Source organism: Candidatus Ancaeobacter aquaticus (assembly GCA_030765405.1).
GTDB lineage: Bacteria > Auribacterota > Ancaeobacteria > Ancaeobacterales > Ancaeobacteraceae > Ancaeobacter > Ancaeobacter aquaticus.
Genome location: JAVCCP010000038.1, coordinates 1 through 13,152, shown reverse-complemented (window position 1 = coordinate 13,152; position 13,152 = coordinate 1). Strand labels below are relative to the sequence as shown.

9 protein-coding genes are annotated in these 13,152 nt (G+C 37.8%); 3 read left to right on the top strand and 6 right to left on the bottom strand.

The window, feature by feature from the left end; translation table 11 throughout:
- Positions 1-210: 210 nt before the first annotated feature.
- Together P9M13_04030 and P9M13_04025 are read right to left on the bottom strand one after the other, a co-directional pair.
- Positions 211-1,131, bottom strand: a complete 921-nt coding sequence (locus tag P9M13_04030) for a hypothetical protein (protein ID MDP8262455.1) — start codon at positions 1,129-1,131, stop codon at positions 211-213.
- 34 nt (positions 1,132-1,165) lie between these two features.
- Entirely contained in the window at positions 1,166-1,384 is a 219-nt protein-coding gene (locus P9M13_04025) for a hypothetical protein (GenBank protein ID MDP8262454.1), read from the bottom strand.
- 138 nt (positions 1,385-1,522) lie between these two features.
- On the opposite strand from P9M13_04025, the gene P9M13_04020 reads away from it, so the two are divergent.
- Positions 1,523-2,068 (top strand): PilZ domain-containing protein, encoded by a 546-nt coding sequence (locus tag P9M13_04020; protein MDP8262453.1) that lies wholly within the window; start codon positions 1,523-1,525, stop codon positions 2,066-2,068.
- Between the two features lie 10 nt (positions 2,069-2,078).
- Positions 2,079-3,134, top strand: coding sequence for a HEAT repeat domain-containing protein (locus P9M13_04015; GenBank protein ID MDP8262452.1), 1,056 nt, complete (start codon positions 2,079-2,081; stop codon positions 3,132-3,134).
- Between the two features lie 6 nt (positions 3,135-3,140).
- Here P9M13_04015 and P9M13_04010 read toward each other — a convergent pair whose 3' ends face one another.
- From P9M13_04010 to P9M13_03995, 4 genes are all read right to left on the bottom strand, one after another.
- Positions 3,141-4,856: a diguanylate cyclase gene (locus tag P9M13_04010; GenBank protein ID MDP8262451.1), complete on the bottom strand. Its 1,716-nt coding sequence runs from the start codon at positions 4,854-4,856 to the stop codon at positions 3,141-3,143.
- A 138-nt stretch (positions 4,857-4,994) separates the two neighbouring features.
- Positions 4,995-7,919 (bottom strand): hypothetical protein, encoded by a 2,925-nt coding sequence (locus P9M13_04005; GenBank protein ID MDP8262450.1) that lies wholly within the window; start codon positions 7,917-7,919, stop codon positions 4,995-4,997.
- Positions 7,920-8,058: 139 nt separating this feature from the next.
- A complete protein-coding gene (locus P9M13_04000; GenBank protein ID MDP8262449.1) occupies positions 8,059-11,613 on the bottom strand; it encodes a S8/S53 family peptidase in 3,555 nt (1,184 codons plus the stop codon).
- On the bottom strand, positions 11,613-11,990 hold the full coding sequence (locus P9M13_03995; protein ID MDP8262448.1) for a hypothetical protein: 378 nt from the start codon (positions 11,988-11,990) through the stop codon (positions 11,613-11,615). Before P9M13_03995 ends, P9M13_04000 begins: the two co-directional genes overlap by 1 nt.
- Before the next feature lie 395 nt (positions 11,991-12,385).
- On the opposite strand from P9M13_03995, the gene lexA reads away from it, so the two are divergent.
- Entirely contained in the window at positions 12,386-12,991 is a 606-nt protein-coding gene (gene lexA / locus P9M13_03990; protein ID MDP8262447.1) for a transcriptional repressor LexA, read from the top strand.
- Positions 12,992-13,152: the final 161 nt, after the last annotated feature.

The window sequence follows — 13,152 nt, the reverse complement described above, 5'->3', positions numbered from 1 at the left end:
TGATACTGTCAACATAAAAAAATAAACCGGAAGTATAAAAACTTTTCGGCTCGGTTTTTTAATCTTAGGTCTTTTCTAATTAGCTGGTTTTATCTTGTTACCCCCCTTTTACTCACCGGTTACAAAATAAGTTGTATATTTTCATAGGGAAAGGTAAAATATATCGATACTTCAAGATATTGCACTGCAGATACTTATAAATAATATATCTTATTGGAAAGACTCTTGAGCGACCACATTCCACATCGATGATAGTTTTTCAGCAACAATCTTATTATCGTATATAATGATAGCTCTCCAATGGAGAATTTTTCCTCTGGTTGAATAATCTGCACCGATGTTTTTATATATGTATGTATGTCCACCGCTCTTTTCATTTTGATAGACTTCTTCGGTAAAACCGTTATTTTTACTATTCTTAAATATATACTCAAAACGCAAAATAAGCGGTTTATCAAGTCGTTTTACCCCACCACAGTCCCACGACAATATAAAGTGTTCTCCAATCTGTTCAGGATCAAGGTATTTCTTTTCATAAGGGAAAGGGAATTTTTCGAGCTCACTTCCACCAAGAAAGTTCTTGAGAAGCTCACGTAATACATATTTTTTTTCAATCCGATTAACTTTAGTAACAGCAAATCTTAGCCTCGACTCTACATCAGCGCTTACTTTCTTAACTTTTTTTTGTAAAAGCACTTCCAACCGATAATAGGTGTTTTTGGTAGTTGTCCATTGCTTTTTTATTTTATCGGAAACTTTAGTAAAAATAAAAGCTTCATCAATATCCTTTATTTGTCTATTCATAGTAGGCAAGAGCACATCTATATCACGTTTGTTCTTGTAATAATCACCTGCCATACCATCAAGTTTTCTCGCTTCCTCCAAGAAATCGTGTATACGCCAGCCTAATTCTTCAGCCCCACCGAGTCGTAATTTTTTTTGTTTTCCAAAAAAAGGGACACACTGATTAAAAAGCGTATCCGCACGTTGTTCCAATGAATGAGCCATTTTTTTTGCTTTTACCCTATCTTCAGGATACAGCGCAAAAATCACGTTCGCTTTTAGCAACACGCCACATACGATGATAATACAAATACACACTTTACTTAAAAACGTATTCATTTTATTCATGAGAACCCTTTTTAGTGATTTTCGTACTATTATTTTAGAACGCTAAAAACTTTTTACCGCATCGTGGACATGCAGACATAAAGCCTTTAGTCATCTCTCCATCACGCTTAATTTTGTTTCCACATCCCGCGCACACGTATTGAATCTCAGCAGGACATGTTTTCACCTTTATGTCTTCTTGCGTGGTAGCACAACCACCAATAGTAAGGCAAACAAGAACAAAGAGTAAAAGCACTTTACTTTTTAATAACATATGATAGAATCTCCATACTTTATATTGAGTAGTAATTATAGCAATTTAGTAAAAATATGAAATATTTTTTTTAACTATTTACGTATTTTTTTGTTTTTTACCTTAACACATTAAAGACTATATATTATATTCCTAATTATGCATCCTATAATAATGACATTATTTTTAACTTCATGGAAAACGGTTAATCCATTACGTATTGCCCTTATGGTCATTGTATCACTTCTTTGGCTTCTCTGTTTTAGCAGTTTATTTTCAAAGGACAGAAGAAAAACACGACTGAAATATCGTAATTTTTTCAAATCAAAACTAGGTAAGTTCACTGCTCCTGAAAAACGTAGGACTCCTCGCATACATTTTCCTATGGCAATAAAATACCGAATTATCAATTCTTCCGAGAAAGATACCCGCACCTACTTTACTGGAAACGCAAAAGATTTAAGTGAACGGGGCATTTTTATCAGCACTGATAGGAATATCACGATCGGTGAAAGCTTAGAGCTAAAAATCCCTGCGGATAAAGCTGCGCGACCACTTATTATAATCGGTACCGTTGTAAGAACAGAAGAAGATACAATTGAAAAACTACATTCACTAGGAATAGTTTTTAACCAAATAGATGAAGAGGCAAAAAAAATTCTCGCAAATTACGTAGAAGAGTGCCTCACAGAGCAGAAAAGCTAAACAGAAAACCATGAAAAAACAATACACATTTTTATGTATAAGCATTTTTATGATAAGCGGTTTTATTCCTATAGCCCATGTTCATGCAGAAGAAAGGATCACCCATTTCGGGCCTGAAATGATAAAGACGGAAACAAAAAGTGCTGACGATACATTTGATAAAGAAACTTTTGCAAAGCTTATACATTCACTCACCAACGAAAAAAAAGACACCAGAATTGATGTTCTCTGGAAGTTAAGAATGCAGGGCGACACCTCAATAGTGCCGGATCTTATACCACTTTTGGAGGATAAAAGACCCTATGTGCGTGTAACAACATGTGAGCTCCTTGCTGAGATCGGCAATAAAACATGTTTACCAAAAGTCACTCAGCTGCTTTTAACAGACAAAAATGAAAAAGTTAAGGAAGCGGCCGCCAAAGTTCTCTTTAATATTGGCGATAGATCAGTCGTTCCGGCTTTGATTAAGGCACTGAACCAGCCGCGACCACTTGCGGAAGGAATAGGCTATTGGCTTTTTCCTAATGATATATATGATAATTACAGATACGATGTTGTTAAGGCATTAAACAGAATAACGGGAAACACATTCTTTTACAGGAGAAATGAAACTAACTTCAACAGGATAGCTGCACAAAAAAGAATCAACACTTGGTGGAAAAACAATGAACAGTTTTACTCAAAAGAAATGAGTCGTATAGATTCATTATCCGCACAACTCGTATCAGACGCAAAAACATTCAAAAACAATATAACAACCTCAAATTATGCACGTATTCTCGGGGGTAATGATCTCGCGCGACATAGTGAAACGTTTTACGAATGCGCAAAAGACCTGCATGAAGTCATAGCAAAGCTACCGGAAAACAGAGAGAAACTCAAACCACTACTTGCAAAGACCACTTCTCTGGTTAATTATATTGATGAAATATTTATATATTCACAAGATTTGAAAAATTATGAAGAATTATGGAATAAGCAGAAAGATTTATTAAAAGCAATTCGATCATTCTTTGGCACAACAAATCGTCTACCTGCAGCACCGAGCAAGAAATCAAAATCTTAAATAAGATCACTTCTTATTTTTTGTATCAACTTTAGGATTAAAGTATATCGTTTTGTTTCTACCTGCATTTTTTGCTTTATAGAGCGCCTGATCAGCAAACTCAATAAAATCTTTGCTCGTATCAATAAATGTGTCCGGAAACGAAACAAGCCCAACACTCACAGATACATGCACCATGTCTCCATCAATATGAAACGGGATACTGAACAAACGTCTCCTAAAACGCTCAGCACTTTCAAACGCCTCACCCCGTCCAACACCAGGCAAGAGCGCACAAAACTCCTCACCTCCATATCGCACAAGAATATCTGACTTTCTGAATGTATCTCTCATTGTTTCAGCAACACCTTTCAGCACGATATTTCCCTTCTCATGTCCATAGGTGTCATTAAATTTCTTAAAGTGATCGATATCCATCATAACCAATGATAGTTTTGAATCATACCTTTTTGCACGTTCAAATTCGTTCTGCAAACGCAGACTAAAATATCTCATTATATATAAACCTGTCAGTCCATCGGTAATTGCATCCTGTTTGAGTTCCATACTCTCAAGTAATAAACGAATGTATTTATAAAATATGACGGCTATATATATAATCACAATGCAAAACAAGACACTGAAAAAATCACCGATATAATTTTTATAAAACAAAAATGCACTCACGGTCAAAAATGATATTATTTCAACAACAATAAAGATAAATCCCTTGATCGCTGTAAATTTATACGCAATGAGAACGGCTATTATCGAAAATAAAATAAGTATCACAGAATCAACAATAGGAGGAACAGTTTTGATATATCTTTTTGATAATACGGTTAAAATACTGTTTGCATTCATAAGGACCCCCGGCATGTCCATGAGCGGTGTGGGATATACATCATGTATAATCTCATTTGTCTGACCGATGAGAACTATCTTACCCTTAACCTCATCAATATTAAATTTTCCGTTAAGGATTCTCCACGCGGGAATAATGGTAAAATTCTTTGTATCCGCAAGATAATTTATTTTTGCCGTCCCATCGGAACGAACAGGAATTGATGCAAGAGGCTCTGGAGTTCCCTTTTTTCTCAATAATACTGCCTTTCCATTATAAAAAATGTCTTCTTGATCACATCCATAATATTCGCACAATATTTTTACCCCAAAAGAATATTCTATAACATCCTTTGAGCCTTTTTTATCCCGAATAAAAAGACGGGTATTCCTCACCCGGTAATCCATGTCTCTTGGTTTATTTATTGGCCCGTGTGAACGTGCAGCTTCCAGAAAAGGGGCATGTGGAAGAATATGCTCCCCATTATCAGAATAGTATGAGGCTAAAACTATATTACCTGTCTCCTTAAGAGCATTTTTGAATAATGTATCATTTTTTCGATCAGCGCTTTCGCCGATAAAAATAATATCAAAACCAATAACCTTGGGCTCTCCCTTCTTGATGGTGTTGACCATGGTTGCATACACATCTCTGTCCCAGGGCCACTTTCGATTTGCCTGTTGAAGAGACACATCGTCAATAGCAACAACTACTATGTCATTAATCTGCGACGGTAAGGGCTTTACTACGTGTGACAATCGAAAGAAAACATCAAGCGTCTTTAACTTTGCATTAGTGATAATATCAAATGGAGCAAGAATAAATGCGTAGGTGATAAAAAGAAGAAAGAAAATGGCCGTTATAACACGTATCAATTTTTTTAGACGTTTCGGTTTCATATATATACGTTTTCTAGTAGATTAGTCTATTGAAATTTACTCTACACATTATAGTGAAATACTCCCCCATCGTAAATAAAAAAGGGTGGTATAAGATATATACCACCCTTTTTTATTTGAAACATGCTTAGAAAACTATTATGCAGCTTTCTGCACATTAATATATCCACGTATTTCCTCGTCGATATTATTATCAGCAGGAACCTTAACCGGTCGAGGTTTGTAGATTACATTTTTGACATCCTCATCAGGGATGCCCTGCTCAGCAAAAAACTTCTTTAGCTTCGGATAATCACTCGGCTCTTTGAGTATTGCAGCAACAAGCGCTTGAATGTCTCCATCATTCTCAAGAATTAATTTTGCACATAAGAATATTTGCCGGGATGAGACATATTCATCATCAGCAGGTTTAACATCCGGGATCACTATCGGCGTCTCATTGATTTTATTATTCTCTACTTTTCCATACCGCTTTGTATTCGGTGAAACAAAGACTACGTCTTGTTTTCTATAATTTTCCTGTTTTTCAATCTCAGGAAACGCGCTCTTTATTTTTTCAATAATTACGCCCGCCTGATCAACCGCATCTTTCTTGACCTGTACGATTTCGTCATAATGAACAGCTTTTGATAATTTATGTGTATCCATAAGTTTTTTCGGATCAGGATCTTCTGTCACAAGGACAACTTTCTGATCTTTATCCACTTCTTTCAGTTCCTTAAGATGCAATGTCAACCCAACCATGGTTTCAAATTCATCTATGTCAATCACCATGACTTTAATCTTTCCGGTTTCTTTTCCTTCTGGAAACGGCAAGTTACAGAAAATGTTGTCTGCCTTCAAAACATTGGATGCAATCGTAGATGTCAAGCCATCTTTAATCTCAGATGACATGCTTGCCATATACTTTGCTGCATATGATGGAGAGACTGCATAGGTTCCCTCTGGGGCAACAAGTACATTACTGGTCAATATCACTTGTGCGAAACCAGCCGGTGTGATTGCTTGAGCCATGTAGCCTAAAACATCATTCGGAGCTCCAATCATTAAATCTTGTGGAATGACTGGTGCTTTGCCTTCTTTATAAAATTTTATGATGACAGACACTCTATCGATAACAACAGGAACAAATATCTCATCATCGTTTAATCTGAGTGGCATATAGACTTCACCAATACCATCTATTTTTGAAACATTACCACTAAAAACACCCTTTTCAATAGGTGATGCTTTCTTAATAAGTTCCTTAAGTTTTTTTGTCCACTCTGGAACTATTTCTTCAGAACTCATTTCATCAGTAGCTACCGCTCCAGAAGGAAGATCAGTAAGATTCCCATATTTAAAATTAATTCCTTTCTTATTATCTTCAAATGGACTCGATGGCGCTAAAACCGCATCAGTCCTACTTCCAAGCGAAATCATTCCAATCGATCCGGGTAATGCATCGGGAGGGTTTTTCTTTTTATAATAATTAAGAAACGGCGTTTCTGTACGTAAAAGCAACGATACATATCTTTCTTCATCAAACGATTTACCCACTTTAGGTAAAATAACCGCATAGGATATACCTTTTGATTTCAAAAGTCTTTTAATTCCTTCTGTATGAAACCCTCCGGCAACAAGTACAGCCCTTTCCTTCCCTGTCTCACTCATACCTGCAAGTAAATGACGGACAAGTTCACCATCTCTTTTTACAGCCAGTGCATAAAAACGCCCCGCATGATCTACTGAAGGCGATATATCCTGATTAAAAGTGACTGCTGTAGTTGAGAGACCATTTTTAACTAATAGATCGTTAATTTTTTGCTTTATATTCTGAGGCGAACAGTTTGCTTTATGCTTCAGATAATAATCGTAATCCTTCCGCGAAAGCTTTAAATTCAGGAACTTAGACATAACGGTAAAATCAGTATCTAATTCATTAACGGCACGAACAAGGGGTGTAGAAGATAACCTGTCAAAAAGTGCACTTTCGATCTTTTCACGCTGAGTGTTAACCTTCGTTCGGCTAATACTCTTGGACACATCCAAATATTTGATATATTTTTTCAAAGAAGGATAATTATTAAGATCAATATTTGACATCTTCGCCAAAACATGGATTCTATTATAAAAATCAACTGGAGAAATATTTCCAAGTCTAAAAAGCAAAGACAACTGTGTCAGTTCAGTTAGTTTCTGGCGATTAAGATTTTCTGATAAATCTTCAATAAGACTAATTCTTTCAGTTCCAACTTTCGTAAAATCAACCTCTTTCTCAAGCTGCATAAGAGATAGTAAACGACCAAACTCTGAATATTTCTTAAGATCAATACCATTTTGCTTGCATTGATTTTTGAGATAGTCGCAATATGCAGTAAATGAGATATCGCCCTCTTTAAATACGTTCTTTTTTGCGTCAAGCTCTTTTAGGGCTTTTGAATATGCTTTATTTTTAAGAACACTTACCTTAGCGTTCATCTCACCAAGCACATTTCTAACCGCAGTATGATTGGCCCATACTTTTTTAAATTCTTTAACATTTTCATCATAAATCCGGGCACTTTCAGCCCCGAAGAGATGAACCATTTCTTTAGAATTAATAGAAAAATACTCCGCCCCGCTTATTATTCCTCTGTCACGATAATTGATAGATAAAGACTTCTTCACTTTCGGAGCAGGAAATGACTTCATGAGAGAGGTATCTACAACGCCACTTGCCCCTTCAATCCACACAGAGTCAACATCATAGTTATAGAGCAACTTCCCCAGCATTCCTGAAATGCTCTCCTGTGCCTTAGAATCAGTATGCGCATCCTGAATATTAATAACTAACTTATCATCCGTTCCTTTAAACACTTCTTCAACTGTTCCATACATCTCAGGGACATACAGTTTCGATACAATTTGAGATGGTGAAGCAGTTACAGCCTGACCGAGTGTCGCGGGTAACGAATCACCAGATCCTGTAGGTTTTCCTGTTGCGGGACCACTACTGGCTTCCTCCGCCGCATATACACATGTAGCCGATAGAGACAATATAAGTGTACAAATAAATAAAGTGAAAATGTTTTTAGTTTTCATATAGAAATACCATCCTTTCTTTTCCCCATTCTACCTGCTAAAACACGCTTTGTCAAGGTGGCAGGGGTGTTTTTATATATAAAAATAGGACAGACCTTTTTATTGACTACTTTTGATCTGTCCTATTTCTTTGTGTGTCTTATTTATACCCGTTTATTGTTTCCCACATTTTATACGCCCTGCTTTTAGTAAACGGTCTCTCGTAAGACCTGTTATCAATCCTGTTGTGCTGTTTAAGCAGAATAAATCTTTTTGATTCTGTTATTGCATTATCAATAGCCTTCATTTGACGCACAGAGTATTCTATAGAATCTTCAATTTGACTGGTTAATTTTTTCAGCTTCTCCAATCCGCGAAGGAGTGTCTCCCGAGCAATCACTGCTGTTTCACTTGAATTGAGCTGTTGCGTTCTTTTAAGCGTGTTTTCTCTGTTAATGCTTCTTAATGTCCTGAGCGCTGCGGCTGCTTTCTTTTCTATTGGCGTAATGCTATGGATATTCTTTTGTTTGTATATTGTCGCTGTCGATTTTTTGGTTTCTTCTTGAGCAGCCTTTTCTTCTGTTTTCTTACTCGAAGCCTCTTTTTCAGCTGCTTTCTTTGCCGCTGCTTCTTCTGCAGCTTTCTTAGCTGCAGATTTCTCAGCTTCTTTCTTGCGAGCTACCTCTTCAGCGGATTTCTTTGCTGCTTCTTTTTCAGCTGCTTCTTCAGCGGATTTCTTTGCGGCTGCCTCTTTTGCTGTAGATTCTTCTGCAGTCTTCTTTGCTGCAGCTTCTTTTTCAGCTGCTTCTTCTGCGGCCTTCTTTGCCACTTCTTCTTTTTTAGCTGCTTCTTCTGCGGCCTTCTTTGCCACTTCTTCTTTTTCAGCTACTTCTTCAGCGGTCTTCTTAGCTGCGGTTTCTGCTTCTTCTGCTTTTCTTTTTGCAACAGCTTCTTCAGCTGCTTTCTTCGCTATCAAATCTTCTGCAGTCTTCTTTGCTGCAGATTCTTCAGCTGCTTTCTTCGCGGCTTCTTCGGCTGCCTTCTTTGCTGCAACCTCTTCTGCGGCTTTTTTGCCCACTGCCTCTTCCGCGGCCTTCTTTGCGGCCACCTCTTCTGCTGCCTTCTTTGCTGCAGTTGCTTCCTCTGCAGCTTTCTTTGCGGCTTCTTCTTCCGCCTTCTTTATAGTAGCTTCTTCGGCGGCCTTCTTTGCTGCCACCTCTTCTGCGGCCTTCTTCGCTACAGATTCTTCTGCGGCCTTCTTTGCGGCCACCTCTTCTGCGGCCTTCTTCGCTGCAGCTTCTTCAGCGGCCTTCTTCGCTGCAGCTTCTTCAGCTGCTTTCTTCGCTGCGGCTTCTTCTGCGGCCTTCTTTGCTGCTACCTCTTCTGCAGCTTTCTTCACTGCGGCTTCTTCAGCTGCTTTCTTCGCTGCAGCTTCTTCTGCCGCTTTCTTTGCTGCAACCTCTTCTGCGGCTTTTTTGCCCACAGCCTCTTCCGCGGCTTTCTTCGCTGCTACCTCTTCTGCGGCCTTCTTTGCGACCACCTCTTCTGCTGCCTTCTTTGCTGCAGTTGCTTCCTCTGCAGCTTTCTTTGCGGCTTCTTCTTCCGCCTTCTTTATAGTAGCTTCTTCGGCGGCCTTCTTTGCTGCTGACTCTTCTGCAGCCTTCTTCGCTACAGATTCTTCAGCGGCTTTCTTCGCTAATGCCGCTTCCTCTGTAGCTTTCTTCGCTGCGGCTTCTTCTTCTACCTTCTTTGCAGCAGCTTCTTCTCTACCACCTACATATGAAGCAATTTCATTTCCATCCTTATCTAAATATGTTGTTACTTCTGAAACTTTTTCACCGTTTTCCACCACAAGCAAGGTTCTAATCAAATTCCCGGCACCCATATCAACTACCGTTGTGATTTTCTTATAACTTATCAGAGTATCTGAAATATTATACTCAGCTTCTCTCACATATACTGTCTCAAGAATTTTCCCTGTCTCATATTCTCTGACGATTTCATCGTATTCAGTCATACGGATCTTTCCATACGCATCTATCGTATAGTGTATGTTGTTTCTCGTGATGTAATAGATCGCATTATCTATGGATGTGTAGTGCACATAACTCTGAATCTTCCCTATATAGCTGCCCGACATGTACACATCAATATCTACCATATCTCCGCTTTCTATCAGCCGTTCAATAGTTCTTCTCCGGAGAGCTTTAGCGAGATCCTCAGAGGGTGGATATTTTCCTCCTCTTAAAACCGCCAGTGCAACAGGATCATCATTAATCAGCGCTTGCTCCATGATCTCTTCTAGAGCCATGATATTTTCTTTTGTAGGATTTTCAAGAACGACACGTGCAACTTCAGTATTACTGATACGTACATCAAGCATAAATGAACCGTTTTCTACGATCACATTTCCATTTCCATAATTAATATCTCCTTGGGCTAATACCGCATCTCGCTTCTGAGCTAAAAGACCAATAGCTTCAGCATGCTTTTTGATATAATTCATGTACTGACTGATATAAAACATATCTACTTCATTATAGTAAGACCCCACAGTATGTATAAATGAAGCTACATCTCTCAATGCGTTATATACGCTTATTCCTACTGAATAATTGCTACCCGAAAAATCCATTGTCGCACCGGGGATCCCAATACTTACTATTTCTCTTGCAGCATCAATGGAATAGCTGAACTGATTTCCGTAGATGAGGTGCATAACATGTTCATACGGAATATTCAATGTGTTACACACGGTATTTTCTAATGTTATTTTTACTTTTTCTCCAATCAACGTATCGATCTGACTAAAATAATTTTCATACAACTGTTTTTCTGAAGATGCCTGCACCCATCGCGTCATCCCCGTAAATTCTCTTTTTAGCTCCTCCTGTGTTTTACTCCAATATGTATTAGAGTTAATGGGATTACCCAAAAATGAGAGTAATTGTTTCGCTTCAGTAAGATCTATGCCAGGGTTCTTTGATAATATAAGAGCCAACGCACCAACGATCTTAGGCGATGAATATGATGTCCCTTGCCCGCCATCTCCGGCATTACTCACGCCATTTGCAAAAAAGTCTGCACCCTTCACATACTCGGAACCCTCAATGTGATTCATATTTGTATAATATGTCGGATACCCGGCACTTGTCGTCGCCCCAACAGCTACTACATTCGGCATTGATGCAGGAAAAGTTCCTGTTAATCCTGAGTTCCCGCCTGATGTGACAAAGAGAGAATTACCTGAAGAAATTTTATTAATAACATTTTCTATCGTAGAAAAACGTGTCATGCTGGCACTGAAATTGACCAAATGAGGATCTAAATTTGCTACATGCTCAAATACATTCTGAATATGGCTTAATCTCATATAATTACTTATCCCAACAAGGTGTATTTCATATTTTTTACCAAGATCTCCCGGAAGCGATACAGTAAAATCACCATATTTTTGCGAACTAATGTAGTTTTGCGTATCAGCAGGTACTGAATAATCAATACCCATGCTTCTAAGCATATTATTAAGTACAGTAAATCCATGTATATACCCGCCAAAATTTGCTTCATTCGTAAAATTATCAACTATAACAATCTTTACCGGTTCATTATCCGTGCTCCCGGCATAAACATCGGACGAAGGAGAATACAGTATAATGAAACCGACCGCGATACTGGTAATAACATAGAGACATTTTTTTCTTAAATAGCTCATTATTTCTCCTCATCATACATAGGTTTAGGAGGTTCTATATGCACGAAGACATTTGGCTCAGCCCATTTTACCTGTGGTTTTTTATTAAACGACTCAATTATTTCGTCAACAGAACTTTTATTATCTATCTTTAAATGATAGGTGTTAAATCTTTGAGAATACTTAATAAGACTGCACCCTAATCGTTTATAAAACGCTTCGGCTTCATTTTGGGAAGTTGAGTCTGTAAATTGCACCAATATCTCTTTGGTAATATTTTCTGGTGTAGTGCTCATACGGTCTGATACATGCATTTTCATAGTGTGCTCCTTTGCAGTTATGAGATGTACGCTACATAATAAAAACACGATCCCGATTGCTATAACTTTCTTTATCATTGCTGCTCCTCCGATTTAGTAATGCTTCTATTGATTATCTCGTGAATGAATGTGTAGACAAGTGTGGTCATAGATTACATATAAGCACAATATATGCCAATTACCCCGTATATACTCCGTTTTCGATCATTTTAAAACGTTTTATTTTACAAGGTCTAAAAGGACTATTTCCCCTATGGGAGCCACACAAAAATACACCGGATATAATCCGTCTACATTATCAAGGCACATGAGAGCGAGCATCACTATCCTTTTGAGCAATAAAACAATGCTCTATTATGAGACATTAGCTCCATAATGGATCATGTATTTATTATTAGTGTGCTGATATTTTATCTTGACGGAATTTCACATATGGTCTACATTTGTAGACCATACAACAAAAAGGAGATACCATGAAACCTACTCTCACTAAAAAACAAGAAAATGTACTTTCAATAATTAAACAATTCTTAAATGAAGCAGGATATCCCCCCACAATAAGAGAGCTTGCAGATCTTTTAGGGTTCACCGGTCCAAAAGCAGCGCAAAAACACCTCTTTGCACTTGAAAAAAAAGGATATATAGAACGCACTGCTAAAAAAACGCGAAGCATAAAACTACTAGATACACTTCAAAAAAAGGGTCTACCCATTATTGGCAGCGTCGCAGCAGGAAGGCCGATTCTTTCAGAAGAACATATAGAAGGATTCTTTTCTTTTCCTTCTCATTCACCAGAAAACAAAGACTACTTCTTACTCAAAGTAACTGGCGAGAGCATGATCGATGCCTACATAAATGATGGGGACCTTGTATTAATAAAGTTTCAACCATGCGCAGAAAATAGTGACATCATCGTAGCAATGGTAAACGGAGAGGTCACACTGAAAAGATTCTTTAAAAAGAACGATCATATCATTCTTAAACCAGAAAATCAGTCAATGACACCGATAATCGTAGAGAAAAATGATGATTTTAAAATAATTGGTAAAGTTGAAATGGTGGTAAGAACGGTATCGTAGCTCGGAATTCGTGTTTTGTGATTCGCACTCGAATACAGCAATTCCGCAACAAAGTATTTTAGCTCACCATAAGTCATTCTATTTACGATATTTTAGTGGTAAACGCCTTGTATGAGCAAATTCGCATTGGATTCGAAGTATTATGTTGACATAAAAACTGA

Bases quoted from the DNA above. Each gene is read 5' to 3' on its own strand.
- P9M13_04005 (MDP8262450.1), bottom strand. From the start codon at position 7,919: ATGAAAACTAAAAACATTTTCACTTTATTTATTTGTACACTTATATTG.
- P9M13_04000 (MDP8262449.1), bottom strand. From the start codon at position 11,613: ATGAGCTATTTAAGAAAAAAATGTCTCTATGTTATTACCAGTATCGCG.
- P9M13_04025 (MDP8262454.1), bottom strand. From the start codon at position 1,384: ATGTTATTAAAAAGTAAAGTGCTTTTACTCTTTGTTCTTGTTTGCCTT.
- P9M13_03995 (MDP8262448.1), bottom strand. From the start codon at position 11,990: ATGATAAAGAAAGTTATAGCAATCGGGATCGTGTTTTTATTATGTAGC.
- P9M13_04030 (MDP8262455.1), bottom strand. From the start codon at position 1,131: ATGAATAAAATGAATACGTTTTTAAGTAAAGTGTGTATTTGTATTATC.
- P9M13_04010 (MDP8262451.1), bottom strand. From the start codon at position 4,856: ATGAAACCGAAACGTCTAAAAAAATTGATACGTGTTATAACGGCCATT.
- P9M13_04015 (MDP8262452.1), top strand. From the start codon at position 2,079: ATGAAAAAACAATACACATTTTTATGTATAAGCATTTTTATGATAAGC.
- P9M13_04020 (MDP8262453.1), top strand. From the start codon at position 1,523: ATGCATCCTATAATAATGACATTATTTTTAACTTCATGGAAAACGGTT.
- lexA (MDP8262447.1), top strand. From the start codon at position 12,386: ATGAAACCTACTCTCACTAAAAAACAAGAAAATGTACTTTCAATAATT.